The organism is Tamlana sp. s12 (assembly GCF_016767215.1).
GTDB classification, from domain to species: domain Bacteria; phylum Bacteroidota; class Bacteroidia; order Flavobacteriales; family Flavobacteriaceae; genus Pseudotamlana; species Pseudotamlana agarivorans.
Genome location: NZ_CP068547.1, coordinates 764,474 through 790,023 on the forward strand (window position 1 = coordinate 764,474; position 25,550 = coordinate 790,023).

22 protein-coding genes are annotated in these 25,550 nt (G+C 34.5%); 19 read left to right on the forward strand and 3 right to left on the reverse strand.

All coding sequences use genetic code 11. The features are described 5' to 3' along the window. Nucleotides 1-1,416, reverse strand: a complete 1,416-nt coding sequence (locus JJL45_RS03230; protein WP_068603161.1) for a glycogen synthase — start codon at nt 1,414-1,416, stop codon at nt 1-3. Nucleotides 1,417-1,805: 389 nt separating this feature from the next. On the opposite strand from JJL45_RS03230, the gene JJL45_RS03235 reads away from it, so the two are divergent. Continuing rightward, a complete protein-coding gene (locus JJL45_RS03235; RefSeq protein ID WP_068603162.1) occupies nt 1,806-2,054 on the forward strand; it encodes a hypothetical protein in 249 nt (82 codons plus the stop codon). Between the two features lie 208 nt (nt 2,055-2,262). Here JJL45_RS03235 and lepA read toward each other — a convergent pair whose 3' ends face one another. Beyond that, nucleotides 2,263-4,059 (reverse strand): translation elongation factor 4, encoded by a 1,797-nt coding sequence (gene lepA, locus JJL45_RS03240; RefSeq protein ID WP_068603163.1) that lies wholly within the window; start codon nt 4,057-4,059, stop codon nt 2,263-2,265. Between the two features lie 342 nt (nt 4,060-4,401). On the opposite strand from lepA, the gene dusB reads away from it, so the two are divergent. The 4 genes from dusB to JJL45_RS03260 all read left to right on the forward strand — a co-directional run bounded on the left by dusB (nt 4,402) and on the right by JJL45_RS03260 (nt 9,444). Beyond that, nucleotides 4,402-5,397, forward strand: coding sequence for a tRNA dihydrouridine synthase DusB (gene dusB / locus JJL45_RS03245; protein ID WP_068603164.1), 996 nt, complete (start codon nt 4,402-4,404; stop codon nt 5,395-5,397). 178 nt (nt 5,398-5,575) lie between these two features. Continuing rightward, nucleotides 5,576-6,763: a phosphoglycerate kinase gene (locus JJL45_RS03250; RefSeq protein WP_068603165.1), complete on the forward strand. Its 1,188-nt coding sequence runs from the start codon at nt 5,576-5,578 to the stop codon at nt 6,761-6,763. Between the two features lie 80 nt (nt 6,764-6,843). Beyond that, nucleotides 6,844-8,433: a lytic transglycosylase domain-containing protein gene (locus JJL45_RS03255; protein ID WP_068603166.1), complete on the forward strand. Its 1,590-nt coding sequence runs from the start codon at nt 6,844-6,846 to the stop codon at nt 8,431-8,433. Between the two features lie 30 nt (nt 8,434-8,463). Further along, on the forward strand, nt 8,464-9,444 hold the full coding sequence (locus JJL45_RS03260; protein WP_068603167.1) for a DUF4837 family protein: 981 nt from the start codon (nt 8,464-8,466) through the stop codon (nt 9,442-9,444). A gap of 106 nt (nt 9,445-9,550) precedes the next feature. On the opposite strand, the gene tatA is transcribed toward JJL45_RS03260, so the two are convergent. Further along, entirely contained in the window at nt 9,551-9,736 is a 186-nt protein-coding gene (tatA, locus tag JJL45_RS03265) for a twin-arginine translocase TatA/TatE family subunit (RefSeq protein WP_068603168.1), read from the reverse strand. Between the two features lie 137 nt (nt 9,737-9,873). On the opposite strand from tatA, the gene JJL45_RS03270 reads away from it, so the two are divergent. The 14 genes from JJL45_RS03270 (at nt 9,874) to JJL45_RS03335 (ending at nt 25,536) form a co-directional block, all read left to right on the forward strand. Continuing rightward, a complete protein-coding gene (locus tag JJL45_RS03270; RefSeq protein WP_068603169.1) occupies nt 9,874-10,746 on the forward strand; it encodes a M23 family metallopeptidase in 873 nt (290 codons plus the stop codon). Further along, a complete protein-coding gene (locus JJL45_RS03275) occupies nt 10,743-12,230 on the forward strand; it encodes a GH3 auxin-responsive promoter family protein (protein ID WP_068603170.1) in 1,488 nt (495 codons plus the stop codon). Before JJL45_RS03270 ends, JJL45_RS03275 begins: the two co-directional genes overlap by 4 nt. A gap of 45 nt (nt 12,231-12,275) precedes the next feature. Next, nucleotides 12,276-13,964: a DUF6909 family protein gene (locus tag JJL45_RS03280; RefSeq protein ID WP_068603171.1), complete on the forward strand. Its 1,689-nt coding sequence runs from the start codon at nt 12,276-12,278 to the stop codon at nt 13,962-13,964. Between the two features lie 8 nt (nt 13,965-13,972). Then, a complete protein-coding gene (locus tag JJL45_RS03285) occupies nt 13,973-15,040 on the forward strand; it encodes a hypothetical protein (RefSeq protein WP_068603173.1) in 1,068 nt (355 codons plus the stop codon). A gap of 238 nt (nt 15,041-15,278) precedes the next feature. Further along, nucleotides 15,279-16,322 carry a dTDP-glucose 4,6-dehydratase gene (gene rfbB, locus JJL45_RS03290; protein ID WP_068603174.1) on the forward strand — a complete coding sequence of 348 codons (1,044 nt, stop codon included), beginning with the start codon at nt 15,279-15,281 and terminating at the stop codon, nt 16,320-16,322. A 128-nt stretch (nt 16,323-16,450) separates the two neighbouring features. Continuing rightward, complete coding sequence (gene rfbA, locus JJL45_RS03295; RefSeq protein ID WP_068603178.1) at nt 16,451-17,317, forward strand: glucose-1-phosphate thymidylyltransferase RfbA; 867 nt, start codon at nt 16,451-16,453, stop codon at nt 17,315-17,317. An 83-nt stretch (nt 17,318-17,400) separates the two neighbouring features. Then, nucleotides 17,401-17,946, forward strand: a complete 546-nt coding sequence (rfbC, locus tag JJL45_RS03300) for a dTDP-4-dehydrorhamnose 3,5-epimerase (protein ID WP_068603181.1) — start codon at nt 17,401-17,403, stop codon at nt 17,944-17,946. Further along, nucleotides 17,946-18,791: a dTDP-4-dehydrorhamnose reductase gene (gene rfbD, locus JJL45_RS03305; protein WP_068603182.1), complete on the forward strand. Its 846-nt coding sequence runs from the start codon at nt 17,946-17,948 to the stop codon at nt 18,789-18,791. The genes rfbC and rfbD overlap by 1 nt, the downstream gene beginning before the upstream one ends. A gap of 132 nt (nt 18,792-18,923) precedes the next feature. After that, a complete protein-coding gene (gene pseB / locus JJL45_RS03310; RefSeq protein WP_068603184.1) occupies nt 18,924-19,943 on the forward strand; it encodes a UDP-N-acetylglucosamine 4,6-dehydratase (inverting) in 1,020 nt (339 codons plus the stop codon). Continuing rightward, the gene (gene pseC, locus JJL45_RS03315) at nt 19,943-21,091 is read left to right on the forward strand and encodes a UDP-4-amino-4,6-dideoxy-N-acetyl-beta-L-altrosamine transaminase (RefSeq protein WP_068603185.1); all 1,149 of its coding nucleotides are present in this window, start codon (nt 19,943-19,945) and stop codon (nt 21,089-21,091) included. Before pseB ends, pseC begins: the two co-directional genes overlap by 1 nt. Beyond that, complete coding sequence (gene pseF / locus JJL45_RS03320; protein WP_068603186.1) at nt 21,091-21,795, forward strand: pseudaminic acid cytidylyltransferase; 705 nt, start codon at nt 21,091-21,093, stop codon at nt 21,793-21,795. Before pseC ends, pseF begins: the two co-directional genes overlap by 1 nt. Beyond that, nucleotides 21,773-23,245 carry a UDP-2,4-diacetamido-2,4,6-trideoxy-beta-L-altropyranose hydrolase gene (gene pseG / locus JJL45_RS03325; RefSeq protein WP_068603187.1) on the forward strand — a complete coding sequence of 491 codons (1,473 nt, stop codon included), beginning with the start codon at nt 21,773-21,775 and terminating at the stop codon, nt 23,243-23,245. Before pseF ends, pseG begins: the two co-directional genes overlap by 23 nt. Then, nucleotides 23,238-24,260 (forward strand): pseudaminic acid synthase, encoded by a 1,023-nt coding sequence (pseI, locus tag JJL45_RS03330; RefSeq protein ID WP_068603189.1) that lies wholly within the window; start codon nt 23,238-23,240, stop codon nt 24,258-24,260. The genes pseG and pseI overlap by 8 nt, the downstream gene beginning before the upstream one ends. A 40-nt stretch (nt 24,261-24,300) precedes the next feature. Then, complete coding sequence (locus JJL45_RS03335; RefSeq protein WP_202664248.1) at nt 24,301-25,536, forward strand: hypothetical protein; 1,236 nt, start codon at nt 24,301-24,303, stop codon at nt 25,534-25,536. Nucleotides 25,537-25,550: the final 14 nt, after the last annotated feature.

The window sequence follows — 25,550 nt, forward strand, 5'->3', positions numbered from 1 at the left end:
TTAATTTAGTTTTATTAGAGAATTATATAAGTTTATGTAATCATGAGCTGAAACATCCCAAGAGTGGTCTATTTCCATGATTTTAGTTTGTATGGTTTTGTATTCTTTTTGGTCTTTATATAGTGCTAGTGCTCTTTCTATAGCCGTGAGAATGTCGGCTACACTGGTGTTATCGTGACAGATACCAAAACCGCCTTCCTCGCTAATGTCGGTAACGGTATCTTTTAGTCCGCCAATGCTTCGTACCAATGGTATCGTACCGTAGCGCAAAGCATACATTTGATTTAAACCACAGGGCTCTACCCTAGAAGGCATTAGTAAAAAATCGGCGCCAGCATAAACAATATGCGATAATTTTTCGTCGTAACCGATATGGGCATTAAAACGACCCTCAAATTGTGGTTTTAAAGCTTCAAGCTGATTTTGGGTTTCAGGATCTCCCGAACCTAAAAGCAGAATGGATATATCATGCTTCTCTAAAGCTTGTTTGAAAACTTCAGGGAAAAGGTCTGATCCTTTTTCATATACCAAGCGTCCTATGAAGGCAAAAAGTGGTTTTTTAGGATTCAGATTAAAACATTCACACAGGTGATTCTTATTGGCTTTAGCTCCAGAAATTACGGTTTTAACGCCGTAGTTTTTTATAAGGTATTTATCGGTTGCAGGATTCCATTCGTGGTTATCAATACCGTTTAAAATCCCAACACATTTTTCATGTTCACTACTTAGCAAGTGCTCTAAACCGTTGGCCTGTAGTTTGAGTTCTTCCATATAGCTTGGTGACACTGTGGTTACGCCCCAAGCGCATTTTATAGCTGCCGCCAAAGGGTTTATGTTACCACCCCAATCTAACAAACCAACATGGTCGAAATTAAAAGGAGGGATTAAATTCACTTTGTCATGCGAAAACCAGCCTTGGTATTGGGCATTATGTATGGTTAATAAATTCGGAATTTTTCTAAAGGCTTCGTATTTATAGCCTTCTTGCAGCATAAAGGGAATAAGCCCCGTATGGTGGTCGTGACAATGAATAATGTCTGGGTAAATATCCCAAGTTAGTAACCAATCTAAAGTCGCTATTTGAAAAGCTAAAAAGCGTTCGGTATCCGATGAAGAATACACATAGTCTTTAAACAAGAGCTCAGGGATATCGATAAAAAACACATCAAAATCTAATGGTTTTTCATCTAAAACTAAAATGTTTACAGGGTATGTGGTGTCTCCTAATACTACGCTAGAATTATAAACGGGAGCAAAAGAATTTTCTCTTGTGAAGGCATTGTCGTAAAAGGGCATTACAACCTGCGACCTTATTTCAGATCCGTTCTGGTATTTAGGTAAAGCACCAACAACGTCTGCCAAACCTCCAACTTTAGCTATAGGATAACATTCTGCACTTATATGAATAATAGTCATTTATGAATAATTATCATGGATATTTTGGTTCGATTATAAACTTACAAAAATATTCATGTATAAAATGAGCTATTTTCAAATTTGTTATGAAAATTGCATTATTAAAATAATATGTTTGTTACACTATTAAAATGTAGTAAAAACCACATGTCTTTTTGAGATATTTCGTTTAAGATGAATATTTCTGCAAGTAAGTTGCAGATTTTTTAGGAAGATTTTAAAGATACTGAAAGTAACATCGGCCGCCTAGAAGTTTTTCGGTTGGCTCGCAAAAGTTTAACGTAATTTTATTCCTACTTGTTAAAGTTTTAGGCCTACATGTTAAAATGTAATTTCCTTCAAAATTATCGTGATACATTCGACATTCATTAATCAAAAAACGAACATTTATGAAAACATTTATTCTTGTTGGTACTGTAATCTCATCAGTTACTGTATTGGCTTGCTCGTCTGATGAAGGCGAAAAAACCCGAGGAAGTTGCTCTTCCTGTGACTCCTATCAATTTCAAGGAGAAACACACCCTGCTGTAATGGTTTGTAAAAGCAAAAGCGGTAATTCTATTGTAGATGGGGTTGAAATAAGGACAGATTATGATGCTTATGTCGATTCTTTAGAAAAAGTGACTAGCTGTAACTAGGGTTTAACTTTTTGTTGAAGAAAAAACATTTAAATTAAAAAACCATTTATCAAGTTAGTTTAGACTAAAATGATAAATGGTTTTTATTGAATTCCTGCGAAAGCAGGAGTCTTATACATATTGTGTATTAAATATTCTTAATTGAAATCGCAGTCAATAACTTAATGTTTAGAACGCTTGTTAATGAGATTTCTGCTTTCGCAGAAATTTAGTCGTTCAATTTAAGAACAGCCATAAACGCTTGCTGTGGAATTTCAACATTACCAACTTGACGCATACGTTTTTTACCTTTTTTCTGCTTTTCAAGGAGTTTACGTTTTCGAGAAATATCACCACCGTAACATTTAGCGGTTACATCTTTACGTAAGGCTTTTATCGTTTCACGAGAAATAATTTTAGCACCAATAGCTGCTTGAATTGGAATATCAAATTGCTGACGCGGAATTAACTCTCTTAACTTTTCACACATTTTTCGTCCGATGGTTTGTGCATTATCGGCATGAATTAATGCTGAAAGCGCATCAACAGGTTGGGCGTTTAATAAGATATCTAAACGCACTAATTTTGAAACTTTCATACCTATTGGCGAATAATCAAAAGACGCGTAGCCTTTAGATACCGTTTTCAGTCTATCGTAAAAATCGAATACAATTTCAGCAAGTGGCATTTCAAAAATTAATTCAACACGCTCTGGTGTTAAATAGGTCTGATTTATAATATTACCACGTTTTTCAATACAAAGAGACATCACGTTACCTACAAAATCGGCTTTAGTAATTATAGTCGCTTTAATATAAGGTTCTTCTACACGGTTAACGGTAGAAGGATCTGGTAAATCGGAAGGGTTGTTTACTACAAAGGCTTCATCAGGATTTTTGTTTGTAAATGCGTGGTAAGATACGTTGGGAACCGTTGTGATTACCGTCATATCGAACTCACGTTCTAAACGTTCTTGAATAATTTCCATGTGAAGCATTCCTAAGAAACCACAACGGAAACCAAAACCTAAAGCCGCCGAACTTTCTGGAGCAAATACTAAAGAGGCATCGTTTAACTGCAGTTTTTCCATAGAGTTACGAAGCTCTTCGTAATCTTCGGTATCAACAGGGTAAATTCCAGCGAATACCATTGGTTTTACATCCTCGAAACCTTCAACAATATTGGTAGTTGGTTTTGCAAAATCGGTAATGGTATCACCAACTTTTACTTCTTTAGCTGTTTTAATACCTGTAATTAGATAACCAACATCACCCGCTTTTACACTTTGTTTGGCAACTTGAGTCAGTTTTAAAGTACCAACCTCATCAGCAAAATATTCTTTGTTGGTAGCAACGAATTTAATTTTTTGACCTTTTTTAATTTCACCATTAAAAACCCTAAAATACGTTTCAATACCTCTAAACGTATTGTAAACCGAGTCGAAGATTAGAGCTTGTAGAGGTTCGTTTGGATCTCCTTTTGGCGCCGGAATACGTTCTATAATAGCCGCCAAAATATCATCAACGCCAAAACCTGTTTTTCCACTAGCATGTATCACTTCTTCAGGATCGCAGCCTAATAAATCTACGATATCGTCGGTTACTTCTTCTGGGTTTGCACTAGGTAAATCAACTTTATTAAGTACTGGAATAATTTCCAAGTCATTTTCTAAAGCTAAATACAGGTTAGAAATCGTTTGTGCTTGTATGCTTTGAGCGGCATCAACAATAAGTAAAGCGCCTTCACAAGCAGCAATAGATCGAGAAACTTCATAAGAGAAATCGACGTGACCCGGAGTGTCAATAAGGTTTAAAACGTATTTTTCACCTTGATATTCATAATCCATTTGGATGGCGTGCGACTTAATGGTAATACCACGTTCGCGTTCCAAATCCATATTGTCTAGCAATTGATCTTGTTTCTCTCTGGCAGTTACCGAGCCTGTATGATCTAATAATCGATCGGCTAAGGTACTCTTACCGTGATCTATATGTGCAATAATGCAAAAATTTCTAATGTGCTTCATAAAAGAATCTAATACTTAGATTTAATTTGCAAATATAGACGTTTTATCGGTTTATATCTATTGTTTTTATTAGCATCCTTGGGCCTGTTTGATCGTCTGGTTTTTATGAACGTAAAAAATGCGGAATGAAAACAGCTTTAAGTTATGTTTAGTAGATTATATGCATGGTTCTTCATCTACGGTTTTTGTAATGTTTTGTAAATAAGAGCTTTAGTTTTTAAGTGGTATTGATGATAAATGAAGGTTTTTATGCTTTAAAAAGGTGTTTTTATGAATTTCATGGCTGTGAAATTCCTCAGTTTTAAGTAAAAAGCCGTAATTTTGCGCCCAATTTTATTTCTTGTGGTAAAAATAGACAACATAGAACTTCCAGATTTTCCATTGCTTTTAGCACCAATGGAAGATGTTAGCGATCCCCCTTTTCGTGCCTTGTGTAAAGAACAGGGAGCCGATGTGGTATATACCGAATTTGTTTCTAGTGAAGGCTTAATTCGTAATGCGGCAAAGAGCGTTATGAAATTAGATATTTACGAGAAAGAACGCCCTGTGGGTATTCAAATTTTCGGAGCTAACTTAGATAGTATGTTGCAAACCATAGATATTGTAGCCGAGTCTAAACCTGATATTATCGATATTAATTTTGGGTGTCCGGTTAAAAAAGTGGTGAGTAAAGGTGCTGGTGCTGGTATTTTAAAAGATGTCTGCTTAATGGAGCAACTTACTGCCGAAATGGTAAAGCGTACCAATATTCCCATTACCGTAAAAACGCGTTTAGGATGGGATCATGATTCTATTCGTATTGTTGAGGTTGCCGAGCGTTTGCAAGATGTAGGCTGTAAAGCGATAGCTATTCATGGCCGCACACGAGCCCAGATGTATAAAGGTGAAGCCGATTGGAAACCTATTATGGAGGTTAAAAACAATCCGCGTATGCACATTCCTGTTTTTGGAAATGGCGATGTTGACACACCCGAAAAAGCCATGCTTATGCGTGATAAATTTGGTTTAGATGGTTGTATGATTGGTCGTGCTAGTATTGGAAACCCATGGTTTTTCAAGCAGGTGAAACACTTTTTTGAAACTGGCGAACATTTAGCGCCCATTTCATTAGAAGAACGTGTGGAAGCAGCGCGTAGGCACTTACAAATGTCCATCGATTGGAAAGGGGAAACCCTTGGCGTTTTCGAAACCCGCAGACATTATACCAACTACTTTAAAGGCATTCCGCATTTTAAAGATTACCGTATGAAAATGGTTACTTCAGATCATTCCGAAGATGTTTTTGCTGCCTTCGATGAGGTTTTAGAGAAGTTTGCCGGTTACCAGTTTACGGAGTAGGCTTTAGGCTTTAAGATATATGCATAAAGCATACGGCGTACTGCCTACAGCATATATTTTTTCCTATTTTGTTAAATTCTTTAGAATTTCAAACGTTTTCGTGAAAAAACTCATTTTTTAACACTTTTTAATTAGTTACATTTGTGGGTAAATTTTTAAAAAGATAATACATAGAGCTATGAAAACGTTAAACGATTTTGATTTCAAAGATAAAAAAGCCTTAATACGAGTAGATTTTAATGTGCCTTTAAACGAGCAGTTTGAGGTAACTGATGCCACTAGAATTGTGTCGGCGAAACCTACTATAATCAAAATTTTAGAAGATGGCGGAAGCTGTATTTTAATGTCCCACCTAGGGCGTCCAAAAGGATTTCAAGATGAGTTTTCATTAAAACATATTGCTGGAAAGGTTGAAGAAATTTTAGGAGTTGAAGTAAAGTTTGTTGACGATTGTATTGGTGATGAGGTTGAAGCCGCAGCTAATAGCTTAGAGCCAGGTCAAGTTTTATTATTAGAGAACTTACGTTTTTATAAAGAAGAAACAGCAGGAGATAAGGCTTTCGCCGAAAAATTATCAAAATTAGGTGATATTTATGTGAATGATGCCTTTGGTACCGCGCACAGAGCTCACGCTTCAACAACTATTGTAGCGCAATTTTTTGAAGGTAAAAAATGCTTCGGAAGTTTATTAGCTCAAGAAATTGAAAGTATTCAAAAAGTTATGGAAACAGGAGAAAAACCAGTTTTAGCCATTCTTGGTGGTGCTAAAGTGTCTTCTAAAATTACCATTATTGAAAATATTTTAGATAAAGTAGATCACCTTATTATTGGTGGTGGTATGGCTTTTACTTTTGTTAAAGCTCAAGGCGGAAAAATAGGAAACTCTATTTGTGAAGATGATAAAATGCCTTTGGCTTTAGAGATTTTAGAACAAGCTAAAGCTAAAAATGTTCAAGTTCATATTCCTATCGATACTATTGCAGCTGATGACTTTAGCAATGATGCTAATAAACAAGTTGTTGATATTAATGCGATTCCTGATGGTTGGGAAGGTGTAGATGCTGGACCAAAATCTATCGCTGCTTTTGATAAAGTGGTAAAGGAATCTAAAACGATTTTATGGAACGGTCCGTTAGGGGTTTTCGAAATGGAATCTTTTGCTAATGGAACGATTGAGTTAGGAAATTCGATTGCAGAAGCTACTAAAAACGGTGCTTTTTCACTTGTAGGTGGAGGTGATTCTGTAGCGGCTGTTAAGCAATTCGGATTTGAAAATAAAGTAAGTTATGTGAGTACAGGTGGTGGTGCCATGCTTGAGAGTTTAGAGGGTAAAACCTTACCTGGAATTGCTGCCATTCTAGAATAAATAGCGCTTAAGTTTTTAGTTTAGCGTAAAATACACGAATTTTGCCATATTATCGTTCAATAAGTATTGATATAGATTATATGGCATTTCGTTTTTTTACACTTTTAGTACTTTTAAATATTGGCACTGGATTTTCTCAAGTGTCAGATTCAATTTCTCTTCAAAATAATATTATAAAAGACAGCTCTAAAGTCAGGAGTACTGTTGTTAAAGATACTTTATTAGATAGCAGGCAGGCCGCTGCTAAAACAGTTGCAGTGGATAGTTTTTCAATAAAAAACTTGAAAGACCACGAGTTGGCCGCACAATTTGATGCGAAATGGCATGATGAGTTGTTTAATAATAATCTTTACGATACCATTTCTAAATCGATTGCAGAGCTTGATTATGAGCCTGTAATTTATACAGAATTGCCTACCGATACACTTAAAGCACGATTAAAGGCGCTTAATGCAAGAACACCTTTTAATGTAGAATATAACCCAGCCTTAGAAAGTGTAATTAAATCTTATTTAAAAAACAGACCCAAAACATTACAAAAGCTTATCAATTTAAGTGCTTTTTATTTCCCAATGTTCGAGGCTGAGTTAGACAAACACGATATCCCATTAGAGATAAAATACTTAGCCGTGGTAGAATCGGCGTTAAAGCCCAGAGCGAAATCTAGAGTAGGAGCAACAGGATTATGGCAATTTATGTTTACTACTGGTAAAATGTACGGTTTAAATGTAAGTAGTTATGTCGATGAGCGTAGCGACCCTATCATGTCTACAGAAGCCGCTGCCAGATATTTATCCAAACTTTATAAAATTTTTGGTGATTGGGATTTAGCTTTAGCCGCCTATAATTCGGGACCTGGTAATGTTACCAAAGCTATTCGTCGTTCGGGAGGGTATCAAAATTATTGGAATATTCGTCATAATTTACCAAGAGAAACCGCGGGGTATTTGCCTGCCTTCTTAGCTAACATGTATATTTTTGAATATGCTGAAGAACATGGTTTTAAACAAGCTAAGCCTGAAATTGCGTATTTTCAAACCGACACGGTAAAAGTGAAGCACATGATTACGCTCGATCAGGTTTCTGAAGTTACAGGAACATCTATTGAAGAGCTTCAATTTTTAAACCCATCTTATAAATTAGATATTATTCCGTATTTAAAAGAGGAAGATTATGTATTGCGTTTACCACTTGATGTGATAGGTGATTTTGTAAATAATGAAGATGAGATTTATGCTTATGCAAAAGCTGAATTTAATAAACGCGAAAAGCCACTGCCTCAATTTTCAAAGGCCAGTGATAAAATTACTTATCGTGTAAAATCTGGCGATTATCTTGGTAAAATTTCTAGAAAATATGGCGTTCGAATAAGTGACTTAAAGCGCTGGAACGGTTTAAGAAGTAACAATATTGATATCGGACAACGTTTAACCATATATCCTAAAAGACCACATACGAGCACCAAAAGTGCTACCGCAAGTACAAATAAAGCCGCGACAACAAAGCGTTTATCCGGACCCGTATCAACCTATACTGTAAAACAAGGAGACTCGCTTTGGAGTATTTCCCAAAAATTTTCAGGAGTTTCTGTGCAAAATATTATAGATTGGAACGGTATTAGTGGGACTAAATTAAAACCTGGGATGAAATTAAAAATTGCCAAAGGTTAAATCAGTTCAATTAAAAAAGATACTTGTATTATGAGAAACATGATTTGTTCAGTAGTTGTTCTATTGTTACTTAGCTCTTGTGGGAAAACTGAAAAAAAGGCTGATGATGAATTTCTTCCTGATGCCTCTGGAGCCATTAATAACGTGTCGGTCGTTACCGAAAATGATTACTGGGATGGTCGCGTTGGTGATGCTATTCGATCGGTACTAACAAAACCTATTTACGGACTACCACAGGACGAACCTATGTTTAGTATTAGCCAGATTCCACCATCTGTTTTTTCTGGTTTTGTAACTAAAAACAGAACGGTTTTATTAATTAAACCTAATAAAGAACAAGGTATCGAGATTCTAACCAATGTATACGCTAAGCCGCAAAAAGTCATTGTTGTTTCTGGAAAAACAAGGGAGGAAATTATCGAGGAGCTTTCTAAAAATGAATCTAAAATTATAGAAACATTTAGACATGAAGAATTAGCCGAGCGCCAACGTCAAATGATGAAATCGCCACATACTTTTAAATCGATAAAAGAAAAGTTAGGCTTAAGTATACAATTTGCTTCAATTTATAGAAAGGCTACCGAAACCGATAATTTTTTCTGGTTTCGAAAAGATATTACTACGGGAACAAATAACCTAATGATTTATGAGTTGCCTTTTGATGCTATTCAGAGAAATGATAGTGTGGTAAAACAAATCATCAAAATCAGGGATTCTATTGGAAAAGCATATATTCAAGGGCCTCTAGAAGGGTCTTATATGGTAACAGAAGACGCTTATGCACCATTTATAGAAGAAACGACCATAGATAACAAGCCAGCTTTTGAAACTCGAGGTATTTGGGATGTGAAAAATGCTTTTATGGGCGGACCGTTTATTAATTATGCTATTGAAGACAGTAAAAACAACCGTTGGGTGGTTATTGAAGGTTTCTCTTTTGCGCCTTCAGTTGAGAAAAGAAACTACATGTTAGAATTGGAATCAATTATCCGTTCGGTTAAAATTGAATAAATGATAAGGGCTTTTTTAATGAAATTTCATTGATGAAAACCCCTTAATACAAAAAGACCAGTACATGTGTTGTACTGGTCTTTTTGTATTTTTTGAAGAGTTTTTTTTAGTCTTTTTTCTCGATTTTAGGGTCTTCTTCTTCTTTGCTAGCATCTTTAAATTCTTTGATGCCACTACCTAAACCACGCATCAATTCAGGAATTTTTTTACCTCCAAATAAAAGTAAAACAACCACCACAATTAAGGCTATTTGCCAAGGTCCGATGGCTAATGGTAACATATGTAAGTTCATAGCTTGTAAATTTAAAAAACAAAGTTAATAATTAATGTTTAATAATATCGTTTTAAGGATAACTTTAGCATTTATATACCTTTTCTTGGGCTGTAACAACCGTACTATCTCATAAATTCTATTTATTTTTGCTGCGCATGGCGGAAACAAAAAAGAAACAAAAAAGAAGAATAAGAAAACTACTGGATAAATACCGGTTAGTGATTCTTAATGAAAATACTTTTGAAGAGCGATTGTCTTTCAAATTGACGCGTTTAAACGTGTTTGTTATGGGGTCACTTATCGCGGTGTTTTTTATTTCGGTAACCTACCTGATTATTGCACTAACACCATTGCGGGAATATATTCCAGGCTATTCATCTACAGCATTGAAAAAGAAAGCAACCGAACTTAGCTATAAAACCGATTCATTACAGCAGGTCATACTTATGAATGATCGTTACTATAGTTCTATAAAAAAAGTATTAACTGGTGATGTAAGTCAGGTCGATTTTAATAGAGATTCTATAATTAATGCCGTAAAAATTGAAGCTAGTGAGGTGGATTTAAATCCGAGTGCCGAAGACTCTATATTACGTCAGAAAGTAGATAAAGAAGATAAATACAATTTATTTGAATCGGCAACATCGTCAACAAACTTTGTGTTGTTTCCACCTGTTAGTGGGGCGATTAGTGCGTCGTATGATACCAAAGACAAGCATTATGCTGTAGATATCACGGTTGCCAAAGATACACCAATAAAAGCCACAGCCGATGGTGTGGTTATTTTTTCGGAATGGACAGCAAGTACCGGTTATGTGTTGATATTAGAACATAGCCAGGGGTTAATCTCTATTTATAAACATTGTTCAGCCTTAGCTAAGGTACAAGGCGATTTAGTAAAAGCAGGCGAAGTAATCGCAACCGCAGGAAATACAGGAGAATTATCAACAGGACCACATTTACATTTTGAACTTTGGAATGATGGATACCCCATTAATCCCACAAACTTTATCGATTTTAATAAATGATGTCAATAAAATCTGTTTTAGCAAAACCTTTTGCAAAAATTATATACAATAAAGTTCAAAAATGGGCTAATAACCCAGTGAAAACACAAGAAAAGGTGTTTCAGGATCTTATTGCCGAGGCTACAAGTACCGCTTTTGGTCGTGATCATGATTTTGTTAGCATTAACAGTCATGCCGATTTTGTAAAACGTATCCCAATAAGGGACTATGAGGCTTTAAAGCCCTATGTAGACCGTGTGGTGGCAGGAGAATCGGATGTGCTTTGGAAAGGAAAACCGTTGTATTTTGCCAAAACCTCTGGAACAACTTCAGGAGCTAAATACATTCCGTTAACTAAGGAAAGTATGCCTAATCATGTAGAAGCAGCCAGAAATGCCATTTTGATGTATATTCATGAAACAGGGAACAGCAAGTTTGTGGATGGCAAAATGATTTTTTTACAAGGAAGCCCCGAACTTAGAGAACAGAACGGTGTGAAATTAGGAAGGTTGTCGGGCATTGTAGCGCATTATGTTCCAAAATATCTTCAAAAAAACCGATTGCCTTCGTGGGAAACCAATTGTATTGATGATTGGGAAACTAAAGTTGATGCTATTGTAGACGAGACCCTTCATGAAAACATGACCATCATTTCTGGAATACCATCTTGGGTTCAAATGTATTTTGAAAAACTTCAGCAAAAAACAGGAAAACAAATAGGGGATATTTTTAAAAATTTCAACCTTTTTATTTTCGGAGGAGTTAACTATGAGCCTTATCGAGCAAAGTTTGAAAATCTTATAGGACGAAAAGTAGATAGTATAGAGTTGTATCCTGCCAGTGAAGGCTTCTTTGCTTACCAAGACAAGCAGAATGAAAAGGGGATGTTACTTTTATTAAATTCTGGAATTTTTTATGAGTTTATGAAAGCTGATGAGTTTTTTAATGAAAACCCAGAACGTCTTACGATTAAAGATGTAGAGGTAGGTGTAAATTATGTGATGATTATTTCGTCTAACGCCGGTTTATGGGGGTATAACATTGGTGATACCATTCAGTTTACATCAACAAAACCGTATCGCGTTATTGTTTCAGGACGTATTAAACATTTTATTTCAGCTTTTGGTGAGCATGTTATTGGTAAAGAGGTTGAACAAGCCATGCAAGAAGCGACTACTGGAACCGATGTTAGGGTTTCAGAGTTTACGGTAGCTCCAGAAATTACACCAGAAACAGGATTGCCTTACCATGAATGGTTTGTCGAATTTGAAAATGAACCTGAAGATCTTTCCGCTTTAGCGAAAAAAATAGATGAATCGCTGCAAAAACAAAACACTTATTACTTTGATTTGATAGTGGGTAAAGTTTTACAGCCTTTAAAAATCACAAAAGTTAAGAAGGGCGGATTTCAAGCCTATATGAAGTCGCAAGGAAAATTAGGCGGACAAAATAAAATTCCGAGGTTGTCTAACGACAGAAAAATTGTTCAAGGATTTCAAGATTAAGATTCAATCAATAATGTTATCTTTGACGCGCATTAAAACGATTTTATGGCAGGGAAAAATCATCATACTAGAACACGAGCGCAAGAGAGTTCCAACGCCATTGAGCGGTTGTATATCACGATGCGTCACCTGTTTAATCGTGGGTTTTACAAGCCTATGGGAATTTCTGGAGAGACTTTAAGAGAAGCCTTGTTGCTATTAAGACCAGAAATTTATGGGTCAGTTGGAGAAGAAAAGGCCGAATTGGAAGGTCTGTTATATGTTATTGATCGTCTGCCTCAAGGGATTGAGGAGTGCACCTTTATAAACTTAACTAGTGATGAAGGTTATTCAAATTCACATTTTGAATCCATAGTTCCTAAAAAGCGTCGTCGCAACTGTTACCGCATTGACGATGAGCAGATGAACATTGAGATTACTAGAGGCCGATCGGAAATCTACGATATTTTAACCCACCTTACATTTATATTCATTGAATCGCATAAAATTGGTCGTCGTGTTTTAATTGATGAAGACGGTGCGACTACAAGAGATTGGATGAAACTAGAATCGGCAGTCTTATCCAAAAAGAAACTGTCTCGAGAGCAACGTGAAGTGGCCATAACACATGCTGCGAATATTTTAGGGCGTACTTTTAATGAAATAAATACGATTTATAGCGCTTATGCTATGCCATCTCAGCCCGAACGGTTTTTGCATATTGTGTATTGGTTGGGGAAGCTAGCAATTGAAGAGCTTACGAATAACGATAAAAGAACCATTACTTTTAGTCCGGTTTTAAGAGAGCGTATAGGACATCATATTCATGGGGAAATATGGGCCGATACCATAAAAGAAACGCTTTTTAAAGCAGGTTTGTTAAACCGTCCTATTCATATTATTAGCGCTAATATGCATAGCGTGATGAATACGTTTTTTACAAAGGAAGCTTTAAAGTTACAGAATTCCAAAAAGGATATTTTTGAAGTATTCGAGTCTTTAAGTCAGACAGATAACGAAACCTCAAGACATAAAATTTCCAAAGAAGCTTTGCAAAATGGAATGATTTATATCAAGGATACTTCGGGTGCTAATATTGATGTTCAGCTTTTTGATACGGCTAAATTTGATGCTTCAAAATTAGGTATTAAAGCTTCTGAAACCATTTTAAAAGAAGAGCAACCTGTTATTCTCGTTATGGATTATGCTTTCGGAGAGCAAGCCTATGAAACTATAGATGAGTTACTAAAACCTTATAAAACGAAAGAATCTGAAATTCATTTAAATGTAGATTCTGTGTCAATTATGGGTAAGGCAGGAATTTTAGAAGGAGGTAAAGGAGATATTATGATTCCGTCGGCACACATTTTTGAAGGTACCGCTGATAATTATCCGTTTAAAAATGAACTTAAAAAGGAAGATTTAGAAGGGCAAGGCATTTCGGTTTATGAAGGCTCCATGATTACGGTTTTAGGAACTTCACTTCAAAATAAAGATATTTTAAAATTCTTTTATAATTCCACGTGGCGGGTTATAGGACTAGAAATGGAAGGGGCGCATTATCAAAAGGCGATTCAAGCGGCGTCAAAAGTTAGGGGTAGTATATCAGAAAATGTAAAAGTAAGATATGCGTACTACGCTAGTGATAATCCCTTAGAAACTGGAGCAACCTTAGCTTCTGGAGGCTTAGGCGCTTCTGGAGTAAAACCAACATATTTAATAACAAAAACTATATTAGAACAAATACTTAACTAAAAGATATTATGAGTAACGAAGGGCAGAAGCCGCAACAATCTGAAGAGGTTGATTTAGGGCAATTATTTAAGGTCATCGGAAAAGGTTTCGAACGATTTTTTAAATTTATTGCAAGTATTTTTATAGGCATATATAACTTGATTATAGCCTTGTTAGCGCATTTTTACAAACGTAAAATTTGGTATGCTTTGGCTGTAATCATTGGTGTTATTATTGGTTTTGTTTTAGATGTAAAATCAGATAAAACATATGGGGCAAATATGTACGTTGAAACTAATTTTAATTCGTCCCGTCAAGTATATGAGAATATTAAACAGTTAAATCAATTAACCATAGATAAAGATTCTTTACGTTTGGCATCTATACTAAATGTAGAACCTTTTCAAGCATCCAAGTTAAATGGTTTTTTTATTAGTCCTTCCATAGATGAGAACCAGGTTGCCGAAATGTATTCAGAGTTTTATACAAAATTAGATTCTTTATCAAGAACAGAGATGACCTACGATCGTTATTTAAGGTCTTTAACGGCTACAAACTACCCGATTCATCAAATAGGGGTTATTGCAACCGATAAATCCATATTTAAAAAAATAGAGCCAGGAGTAAAACAAAAACTTATTGATAACCCATATTTGGAAAATTTGGTATTAGCGAACAAAAGGAATTTGGAAATGGAAGAAAAAGCATTGCAAAGTCAAATTCAAAAAACAGACTCCTTAGCTAATGAATATTTAAAAATTAGAATAAACGAATCTCGTAAGGATCCTGTGCAAGGTTCGGGAACAAATCTTTATATGGCAGGAGATAGTAATTCAAATGGTTTGTTAGTGGACGAATCTAAGGTGATTGAAAAGCGTTTGGACCTGGAAGAGTTAAGACGTGAAGTTAATTTAAGAAAAGCTCAAGAGTTTGGAGTTATTAATATTGTTGCTGGATTCCCTGAAACTGGTTATGATGTTAGAGGGTGGGCCGATAAAAAGAAATTTATGTACCCTATAGTTTTATTTGGATTAACATTTGCATTTTTTGCATTTTTAGGTTTAGGGAAATTTCTTGAGGCTGAAAGCAAAAAATAAGTTTCCATAGCAAATGATAGATGGTTATTAAATAAGACTGCCTGAATACTACGCTTATTGTCATATTGAGCTTGTTTAAATATTTATATCTGATTAATAATTAATATCTATTTCGACAAGCTTATCTTGAAAAATCAATAAAGTTTGATTTTTCAGACAGCCCAATAATTTTCAGGCTACTAGAAAGCTTCACTGCTTGTATAGGGTCTAATTATATAAAAATGAATTTGATTAAGTTATGAATATATTAATTACAGGAGGTGCAGGCTTTATCGGTTCGCATGTGGTGAGGCTTTTTGTTGAAAATTATCCAGAATATCACATCTTTAATTTGGATGCCCTTACTTATGCAGGGAACCTTGAGAATTTAAAGGATATTGAGGATAAATCAAACTACACCTTTGTTAAAGGAGATATCACTGACGAACTGTTTATTAAAAGTCTTTTTAATTCAAACGAGTTTGATGGTGTGATTCATTTGGCTGCGGAATCGCATGTGGATAGGTCGATTAAAGATCCCTTAGCCTTTGTGAAAACAAACGTTATAGGTACTATGGTGCTTTTAAACGCTTGTAAGGAACAATGGAAATCCAACTTTGAAGGCAAACGTTTTTATCATGTAAGTACCGATGAGGTCTATGGAACCTTAGGGGAAACGGGCTTATTTACAGAAAAGACATCCTATGACCCAAATTCTCCATATTCGGCTTCAAAAGCGAGTTCAGACCATTTTGTTCGGGCTTATGGAGAGACATATAATTTACCGTATGTAATCACTAATTGTTCTAATAACTACGGTCAGTTTCAGTTCCCAGAAAAACTCATTCCATTATTTATAAATAACATCCTTCAAAATAAAGCTTTGCCTGTTTATGGTGATGGTAATTATACAAGAGATTGGTTGTATGTTAAGGATCATGCTAAAGCTATCGATTTGGTTTTTCACCAAGGGAAAAATGCAGAGACTTATAATATTGGCGGATTTAATGAATGGAAAAACATCGATTTAGTGAAACTTTTATGTGTACAAATGGATGAAAAATTGGGAAGAAAAGCGGGAACATCAGAAAGGTTAATTACCTACGTTAAAGATAGACCAGGACACGATTTACGTTACGCTATTGATGCTTCTAAAATTAATAAGGAACTAGGTTGGAAACCATCAGTCACCTTTGAACAAGGTCTAGAAATTACTATCGACTGGTATTTAGAAAATGAAATCTGGTTAAAAAATGTTACCAGTGGAGCTTATCTAGAGTATTACGAGAAGCAGTATAGTTAGGGGTAAGTATGGAAAATGTGTCTTCCTGAGCTCGTCGAAGGGCAATCAATGGTAAAAGTTAAATAATAGATATTAGAAGTTTAAAAGCCTACATCGGCCTAATATCACCACATCATAACAACAACAAAATGAAAGGAATTATATTAGCAGGCGGCTCGGGAACGCGATTACATCCATTAACTTTATCGGTTAGTAAGCAACTCATGCCTATTTACGATAAACCTATGATTTACTATCCGCTTTCTACATTAATGTACGCAGGTATTCATGAGGTTTTAATCATATCCACACCTAAAGATCTGCCTTTGTTTAAAGATTTATTGGGAGATGGAAAAAAGTATGGCTGTATCTTTGAGTATGCTGTACAAGAAGAACCTAATGGTTTGGCCGAAGCTTTTATAATTGGTGCAGATTTTATTGGCAACGACAAAGTGGCTTTAATATTAGGTGATAATATATTTTATGGGACAGGTTTAGCAAAACTTTTGCAAGCCAATAATGATCCAGAAGGAGGTATTATCTATGCTTATCGAGTTCATGATCCCGAACGATATGGTGTTGTGGAATTTGATGAAGCAGGACAGGCTATTTCAATAGAAGAAAAGCCTGAACAGCCCAAATCAAATTATGCTGTGCCAGGGATTTATTTTTATGACAATTCTGTTGTAGAAATTGCTAAAAATATAAAACCGAGCCATCGCGGCGAGTTAGAAATCACAGATGTAAACCGAGTTTATCTTGAACAAGGTAAACTTAACGTAAGTATTTTAGATCGTGGTACAGCTTGGTTGGATACAGGAACCTTTCAATCACTAATGCAAGCGTCACAGTTTGTAGAGGTTATAGAAGAGCGTCAAGGTTTAAAAATTGGTGCTATTGAGGGCGCTGCTTTCGAAATGGGATTTATAAACGAAGTACAGTTTAGAGCCTTAGCAGAACCTTTGCTTAAAAGCGGTTACGGTAAAAATTTATTGGGTCTACTAAAGAAGAAATAAAATTATATTATCAGGACTAAATACACGGTAGTGCTATCTGGTTTTTATATATTGAAAATAATAATAGAATACAAAAACGACGAATGATTGTAAAGGAAACAAAGTTGAAGGAATGCTTTTTATTAGAACCTAAAGTTTTTGGTGATGATCGCGGCTATTTTTTAGAAAGCTATAACCAAAATGCCTTTAATGAACTTACAGGCTTAGATGTTCAATTTGTACAGGATAACGAATCTTTTTCTACTAGAGGCGTGTTAAGAGGTTTGCATTTTCAGCGTGGTGAACATGCCCAAGCTAAGTTAGTACGTGTAATTCAGGGTTCGGTGTTAGATATAGCGGTCGACCTCAGAAAAGATTCAGATACTTTTGGCGAATACATTGCTGTAGAATTAAATTCAGACAATAAAAAACAGTTGTTTGTTCCTCGGGGCTTTGCACATGGTTTTGTAGTATTAAGTGAAACGGCCTTATTCTCTTATAAATGCGATAATTTTTATAATAAAGCTTCCGAAGGTGGCATTATATACAACGACAATACTTTAAATATCGATTGGAAAATAGAGGCTTCCGAATTAATTATTTCAGAAAAAGATGTAATCCTTCCTAACTTTGAAAATGTGATTTTATAATGAATGTTTTAGTCACGGGCTCTAATGGCCAATTAGCAAGTTGTATCAAAGATTTGGAAGACCAGTATAAAGAGTTGAATTTTATTTATACCGATTCGACTTCTTTAGACATTTGTAATTTAGAGCAATTAAAATTATTTTTTAAGGACAATCATATCCTTGATTATTGTATCAATTGTGCAGCGTACACAGCTGTAGATAAAGCAGAAACAGAAGCAGAAAAGGCTTTTCAAGTAAATGCTGAAGGCGCGAAAAACTTGGCTTTGGTTTGTAATGAAAACCAAGTGGTTTTATTACATGTATCAACCGATTTTGTGTTTGATGGAAATAAAACAACACCTTATACCGAAGTAGATACTCCAAATCCTATTAGTGTATATGGAGCTTCAAAACTGCAAGGCGAAGTTGAAATTCAAAAGTTAACAAAAGAATGTTTCATAATTAGAACCTCGTGGTTGTATTCAGAACATGGCAATAACTTTATGAAAACCATGTTGCGATTGGCTGAGACACGAGATGAAATTTCGGTTGTTTCCGATCAAATTGGTACTCCAACTTATGCTGGGGATTTGGCTGAAGTTTTACTTCACATAATTAATTCTAAAAGCACTGCCTTTGGTTTGTATCATTATAGTAATGAGGGCGAGGTGTCGTGGTTTGATTTTGCTAAAGCTATTTTTAATATTTCTAATTTGGATATAAAATTGAATGCCATTACTACTACGTCTTATCCAACGCCTGCTAAGCGTCCGGAGTATAGTGTTCTTGAAAAAAGAAAGTTAATAAGTCTGTTCAATCTAGAAATTCCAAATTGGAAAGATAGTTTGTTAAAGATTCTAAAGTAATTAGGTGATTTTGAATTAACAATAAACCTTTATTTGTTAAAATATGGTTGATGGTAAGTAATAGCTGTTGTTAATCTTGTTTGGACACAGAATTGTATTATTTTTGTGAATTGTTTGTAAAAAAATATTTAAATGTTCGATTTAACAGGGAAGTCTATATTAATTACCGGAGGTACTGGATCTTTGGGTAAAGCATTAACAAAACATATCTTAAGAAAATACCCGGAAGTAAGAAGGTTGATTATCTTTTCAAGGGATGAGCAGAAGCAATTTCAAATGGCTCAAGAATATCCTATAGAAAAATATCCTCAAATAAGGTTTTTTATAGGTGATGTTAGAGATAAGGAAAGATTAATACGTGCTTTTAAGAGTGTTAATTATGTAATTCATGCGGCAGCAATGAAACATGTACCTATTGCAGAATATAATCCGGAAGAATGTATTAAAACTAATATTGGTGGTGCACAAAATATTGTTGATGCTTGTTTAGATACAAAAGTCGAGCGTGTAGTTGCATTATCTACGGATAAAGCTTGTGCACCAATTAATTTATATGGAGCTACTAAATTAACTTCAGATAAATTGTTTATTGCTGCAAATAATATCAAAGGGGATAATCCTATCCGTTTTTCAGTAGTGCGTTATGGTAATGTTATGGGGTCAAACGGTTCAGTGATTCCTTTCTTTATTAATAAAAAGAAAGAAGCCAATACTTTGCCAATTACTGACCCTAATATGACGCGATTTAATATTTCACTTCAAGGAGGGGTTGACATGGTTATGCACGCCTTAGAGCATGCGTGGGGTGGTGAATTGTTTGTGCCTAAAATTCCATCATATAGGATTTTAGATGTAGCAGAAGCTATTGGTCCAGATTGTGACAAACCTATTGTAGGGATAAGGCCAGGCGAAAAGGTTCATGAAGAGATGATAACACCTTCCGATTCATTTTACACCTATGATTTGGGTAAGTATTATACTATAATTCCTGCAACACATTCATGGAAATTAGATGAATTTATGAGTACTTTCAATGCTAAAAAAGTACCGTTAGGGTTTAGTTACAACTCTGGCGAAAATGAAGAATGGGAAACTATTGAAAGTTTAAGGTCGTTAATTACAGAGCATGTGGATGCTACTTTTAAAGTGTAATGAGGAATAACGTGATACCATATGGGAGACAATCTATTAATCAAGATGATATTGATGCAGTTGTTAATACGTTAAAAGCTGATTTTTTAACTCAAGGACCCAAAATAAAAGAATTTGAAGATGATTTTGCTAATTATGTTGGTGCTAAATACGCTGTAGCTGTAAGTAATGCAACAGCGGGTTTACATTTAGCTGTTTTAGCATTAGGGTTGAAAACTGGAGAGCGTGTTATTACAACGCCAATAACTTTTGCTGCGTCTGCGAATTGTGTAAAATACGTGAACGGTGAAGTATGGTTTGCCGATATAGATCCCAATTCCTACCTCTTAAGTTTAGAAAGCACTAAAAAACTGATAGAAAGTAAGCCAAAGGGTTTTTTTAAGGGGATAATTCCTGTTGATTTTGCAGGGCTTCCAGTTGATTTGGAGGCTTTTAGAGCCTTGGCAGATAAACATGATTTATGGATTATTGAAGATGCTTGTCATGCTCCTGGAGCTTATTTTACAGATTCATTAGGTGAGAAACATAGGTGCGGAAATGGTAATTTTGCAGACATTGGTGTTTTTTCATTTCACCCAGTTAAGCACATAGCATGTGGCGAAGGCGGTATGGTTACAACAAACTCAGAACTACTTTATAAAAAATTATTGTCGTTAAGAACACACGGAATTTCCAAGGACAATATGAGTGAAAATCATGGCGGTTGGTATTACGAAATGCAAGAGTTGGGTTTTAATTACCGATTAACAGATATACAAGCAGCTTTAGGGATAACACAGCTTTCTAAAAATAAAGAAGGCATTAAAAGAAGAAACGATATAGCAAATACTTATAAGGAAGCTTTTAGAGGAAAAATAAAGTTTCAAAGTTTGCCAGAAGGTGCATACAATGCGCACCATTTGTTTGTTATAGAGGTCGATGATAGAAAAGGTTTGTACGACTTTTTAAGAACTCAAAATATCTATGCTCAAATTCATTATATTCCAGTACATACTTTACCATATTATAAAACAATAGGCTATGGTGATGCCGATTTAAGTCAATCAGAACGCTACTATTCAAAATGTATTAGTTTACCCATGTATCCTAGTTTGACGGATGAAGAACAAGCTTTTGTGATAGAAAAGGTGCTAAATTATACTAAATAATGGCTAATTTAGCAATCATACCTGCACGAGGAGGCAGTAAACGGATACCACGAAAAAACGTAAAGCCTTTTTTAGGGAAGCCTATTATTTCATACTCTATTGTGGCTGCCTTAAACTGCAATTTGTTCGATGAGGTCATGGTTTCTACAGATGATGAAGACATTGCTGAAATTGCTATTGAACATGGGGCTACAGTGCCATTTTTAAGAAGTCATGAAAATGCAAATGATTATGCTGTTTTAGCTGACGTTGTAGAAGAAGTGATTGCAAATTACGCAAAAAAAAAACAAACTTTTGATACGGTATGTTGCATTTTGCCAACAGCACCTTTTGTAACATCCATCAAAATTGCGGAAGCCTATAAAACACTTACAGATAATAATTTTGATAGTGTTTTTCCGGTATTGGAGTTTTCGTTTCCTATTCAACGATCCCTTAAAATAGAAAATAATAAAGTAGCTATGGTTTGGAGTGAGAATTTAAATGCTCGCTCACAAGATTTAGAACCAAGATATCATGATTCTGGTCAGTTTTACTGGCTAAATGTAAGCGCTTTTCTAAAAGATAAAAAATTATTTACACCCAATTCTGGAGCTTTAATTATATCTGAATTGCATGCTCAGGACATAGATACAGAAACTGATTGGAAGCTTGCCGAGATTAAATATAAACTCATGCTCAATGACCAAGAAAATAATTTTTAGGGCTGATGGAAATTCTACAACTGGATTAGGACATTTGTATAGGTTATTCAGTCTGGTTGAAATTGTTAAAGATTCATATGAGTTTGTATTTTTAACGCATGAATCATCAACAAATGATGTAATTCCTAAAGCATATCGTACATTAATTATTCCAAAAGCTATTGGTATTGAAGAGGAGCCAGAGTGGCTAGCCACTAACTTTTTGCCAGAAACTCATATTATTATTGCCGATGGCTACCAGTTTACAACTTCGTATCAAAAAGAAATAAAAACAAAAGGCTATCGTTTGATTTATATTGATGATTTAGTAAAAGATCACATGTATGCAGATGTGGTTGTGAATCATTCACCATATATTCGAGAAAAATATTATACAAAAGAACCCTATACTAAGTTAGCACTAGGTGCCCAATATGCTTTGTTAAGACCTCTATTTTTAGACGAAGCAACAAAGAATAAAACAATCACAACAATTGATTCGGCATTTGTATGTTTTGGTGGTGCAGATCCATATAATTTAACCATAAAAGCCGTTAAAGGTCTGTTGCAAATTTTAAATTTTAAAAATATCCATGTCGTTTTAGGAGGTGCTTATAAACATGAAGATATTTTTGCCCTAGAAGCAAAGCATTCTAATAAATTAAAAACATATAAAAACCTTTCAGAGGAACAATTGATTAAGGTGATGCAACAATGTAATTTTGCTATTGCACCAGCAAGCACCATTTTGTATGAGCTGTCTTGTGTTAAAATGCCTATTTTAAGTGGGTATTATGTGGAAAATCAAAAATACATTTATCAGGGTTTGTCTGAAAAAAAAACCATTATAGAAGGTAAAGATTTTAAAAACTATTCAGTTACTGAATTTGAACAAAAAGTAAAATCAATTATAGAAAGTAATTCAATCCAGACCTATATAGATCATCAAAAAGGCTTATTTGATGGAAATAGTAAAGTTAGACTTTTAGGGTTGATAAATGGGCTAACTATTTCTTTTAGAAAAGCAAGAGAAGAAGATGTTTTTCAAGTGTTTAATTGGTCTAATGATGCCTTAGTAAGAAAAAATTCTTATAATTCTGAACCTATAGAATTGGAAAACCACAAAAAATGGTTTCACAAGAAAATTGGAGACGAAAACACCTTGTTTTTAATAGCTTTAATAAACAATGAACCAGCAGGTATTGTAAGATTTGAAATTGACGATAACCATTCGACAGTTGGTGTTTTAGTGTCAAAATCTTATAGAGGACAAAAACTAGCAGGAGCATTTTTAAAAGCCTCCGCAAAAAAATATTTCGAAATTTACAGTATGCCTATTTTAGCATATATCAAAAAAGATAACGAAGCATCTGTCAAAGCATTTGAAAATGCAAGATATACCTATTTTAAGGATGAAATAATAAGTGGATGTGTTAGTTTTGTATACAAATTAGAAAAAGAAGATGCTTAAAGATACATGTTTTATAATAGCAGAGCTTTCTGCCAATCATGGAGGGAGTTTAGATATTGCGAAAGAAACGGTTAGAGCTGCAAAAAGAGCTGGAGCAGACGCGATAAAACTCCAAACTTATACGGCAGATACAATAACACTTGATGTTAAGTCTGATTATTTTAAAATTAAGCAAGACACCGCATGGGATGGGCAATATTTATATGATTTATACAAAGGTGCATCTTTACCATGGGAATGGCATAAACCTTTATATGATCTAGCAAAAGAAGAAGGCCTAATCTGTTTTTCATCACCATTTGATAAAACAGCAGTAGATTTTTTAGAGGAATTAAACACACCTATTTATAAAGTAGCTTCGTTTGAAATTACAGATATTCCTTTAATAGAATATATGGCTTCAAAACAAAAGCCAATGATTATTTCTACAGGAATAGCAACTATTGAAGATATCGAGTTAGCAATTGAAGCCTGTAAATCTGTAGGAAATGAAGATGTTACAATTTTAAAATGTACATCAGCATATCCTGCTAGCCCAGAAGATGCTAATTTGGTAACCATTCCCGATATTATAGAGCGTTTTGGAGTTAAGTCTGGATTGTCCGACCATACTATGGGCACAGAAGCACCAATGATTGCCGTGGCCCTTGGGGCAAAAGTTATAGAAAAACATTTTATTCTAGATAAATCTATTGGCGGTGCAGATGCCCATTTTTCTTTGGATGAAAATGAATTTAAGCGAATGGTTGATGCAGTTAGGTTAACAGAAAAGTTGATTGGGTGTGTAGATTATGAAATGACTGAAAAGAAGAAGAAAAGTAGAGAATTTTCACGTTCGCTTTTTATTGTTAAAGATGTTAAGAAAGGAGAGACTTTAACTGAAATAAATGTGCGCTCTATTCGACCTGGATTTGGTTTGCATCCTAAATATTATAATGAAATGATAGGAAGAACATTTTCAAAAAATATTGAGGGAGGTACACCTTTAAGCCTCGATTTATTTGAGGATCAGTAAAACAATGCATTTAGGCAATTAACCTAATATAATTTTAGTCTTGAATAAAGTATTAACTCTTTTTAAAAACAACAAAGCGCTTTTAAGGTTTATGGCGTTAAGCTATTTAGATAAAGCTATTATTTTCTTGTTACCGCTTTTAGTTTTTCAATTTTTTCAAGATCAGAAAGTATATGTTTCTATCGAATATATTTATTCCGTTACTACCGTAATAATCCCTTTAATTGATCTAGGCCTATCAGGCTATTTCTTTTATGCTTATAGAAATAGTGAAAATCGTAATGTTATTATAAGCTTTTTTATTAAATGTTTTCAAAGGCTATACCTTGTTATCAGTTGTGTTGGTCTTGTTTTTATTACGATACACTATTTTGGATTTGGGTTTGAACCTTTAATTGTTTTTATAGTTGCAAGATTGCTTTTTGTTTTAGCAACTGCTTTTTTTGCGTCTTATTACCGACTTACTAATAAGCCTGAAAAAGCCGTGTACATAACGCTTTTTTCGAACATTTTATCATTATCATTTCTTTTAGCGTACTTTGTTTCTGGTTTACAGTTTTCATTATGGTTGGTTTTTATTGGTCAGATTTTGTTTTCAACGCTTTACTTTTTAAAAAGCATCATAGATGTTTTCTTTAGGGGTAATCAAGGTATTGAAACCAATGAGATAAAAAGTATATTTTTAAAGGCACTAATGTTTTCGTGGCCATCTATTATACAAGTATTTGTTGCTATGGGTATTACAAATTTTGGAAAGATTAATATGTTCACTAAAATGAACCTAGAAGATGGCGTTTTATTATCATTGATACAGCGCTTTTCTATGATAATATTTCTTACCCATTCATCTGTGTGGGCTTTTATTTTAAAGGATTTATATGTTGATAAAAATTTATTGACTATAAATAAGCATTTGTTTTATAAATATTTGATGTTCCTTTTACTGGCCTTTGGAATTGTATTGTTCGTTACAGAAATTTACATTTTAAAAAACTATATCAATGTGTTCAGAACATCTTGTATAGCTTTGTTAATAATTGGGCAAACTTTTTTTGCGTGTATTTTTGCATACTTGGAAATGTATTACGGAAGGGAAAATAAAAACATAATTAAATTATATTTGGCTTTGTTTAATGCATTAGTATTTCTTTTTGTTTTAATGGCGTTTAATCTTGATTTTTTGGAAAGAATTTCACTGGCAATGTTTATAAGTACATTCACATCTTTGCTACTAAGCGTCTTTGTCCTATATAAACGAAACTATAACCTAGCATAAAATATTTATCAAAA

What these genes read in the sequence shown, in the direction of transcription:
- JJL45_RS03230 (WP_068603161.1), bottom strand. Translation starts at nt 1,416, where the DNA reads ATGACTATTATTCATATAAGTGCAGAATGTTATCCTATAGCTAAAGTT.
- JJL45_RS03235 (WP_068603162.1), top strand. Translation starts at nt 1,806, where the DNA reads ATGAAAACATTTATTCTTGTTGGTACTGTAATCTCATCAGTTACTGTA.
- lepA (WP_068603163.1), bottom strand. Translation starts at nt 4,059, where the DNA reads ATGAAGCACATTAGAAATTTTTGCATTATTGCACATATAGATCACGGT.
- JJL45_RS03250 (WP_068603165.1), top strand. Translation starts at nt 5,576, where the DNA reads ATGAAAACGTTAAACGATTTTGATTTCAAAGATAAAAAAGCCTTAATA.
- JJL45_RS03255 (WP_068603166.1), top strand. Translation starts at nt 6,844, where the DNA reads ATGGCATTTCGTTTTTTTACACTTTTAGTACTTTTAAATATTGGCACT.
- JJL45_RS03260 (WP_068603167.1), top strand. Translation starts at nt 8,464, where the DNA reads ATGAGAAACATGATTTGTTCAGTAGTTGTTCTATTGTTACTTAGCTCT.
- tatA (WP_068603168.1), bottom strand. Translation starts at nt 9,736, where the DNA reads ATGAACTTACATATGTTACCATTAGCCATCGGACCTTGGCAAATAGCC.
- JJL45_RS03270 (WP_068603169.1), top strand. Translation starts at nt 9,874, where the DNA reads ATGGCGGAAACAAAAAAGAAACAAAAAAGAAGAATAAGAAAACTACTG.
- JJL45_RS03275 (WP_068603170.1), top strand. Translation starts at nt 10,743, where the DNA reads ATGATGTCAATAAAATCTGTTTTAGCAAAACCTTTTGCAAAAATTATA.
- JJL45_RS03280 (WP_068603171.1), top strand. Translation starts at nt 12,276, where the DNA reads ATGGCAGGGAAAAATCATCATACTAGAACACGAGCGCAAGAGAGTTCC.
- JJL45_RS03285 (WP_068603173.1), top strand. Translation starts at nt 13,973, where the DNA reads ATGAGTAACGAAGGGCAGAAGCCGCAACAATCTGAAGAGGTTGATTTA.
- rfbB (WP_068603174.1), top strand. Translation starts at nt 15,279, where the DNA reads ATGAATATATTAATTACAGGAGGTGCAGGCTTTATCGGTTCGCATGTG.
- rfbA (WP_068603178.1), top strand. Translation starts at nt 16,451, where the DNA reads ATGAAAGGAATTATATTAGCAGGCGGCTCGGGAACGCGATTACATCCA.
- rfbC (WP_068603181.1), top strand. Translation starts at nt 17,401, where the DNA reads ATGATTGTAAAGGAAACAAAGTTGAAGGAATGCTTTTTATTAGAACCT.
- rfbD (WP_068603182.1), top strand. Translation starts at nt 17,946, where the DNA reads ATGAATGTTTTAGTCACGGGCTCTAATGGCCAATTAGCAAGTTGTATC.
- pseB (WP_068603184.1), top strand. Translation starts at nt 18,924, where the DNA reads ATGTTCGATTTAACAGGGAAGTCTATATTAATTACCGGAGGTACTGGA.
- pseC (WP_068603185.1), top strand. Translation starts at nt 19,943, where the DNA reads ATGAGGAATAACGTGATACCATATGGGAGACAATCTATTAATCAAGAT.
- pseF (WP_068603186.1), top strand. Translation starts at nt 21,091, where the DNA reads ATGGCTAATTTAGCAATCATACCTGCACGAGGAGGCAGTAAACGGATA.
- pseG (WP_068603187.1), top strand. Translation starts at nt 21,773, where the DNA reads ATGACCAAGAAAATAATTTTTAGGGCTGATGGAAATTCTACAACTGGA.
- pseI (WP_068603189.1), top strand. Translation starts at nt 23,238, where the DNA reads ATGCTTAAAGATACATGTTTTATAATAGCAGAGCTTTCTGCCAATCAT.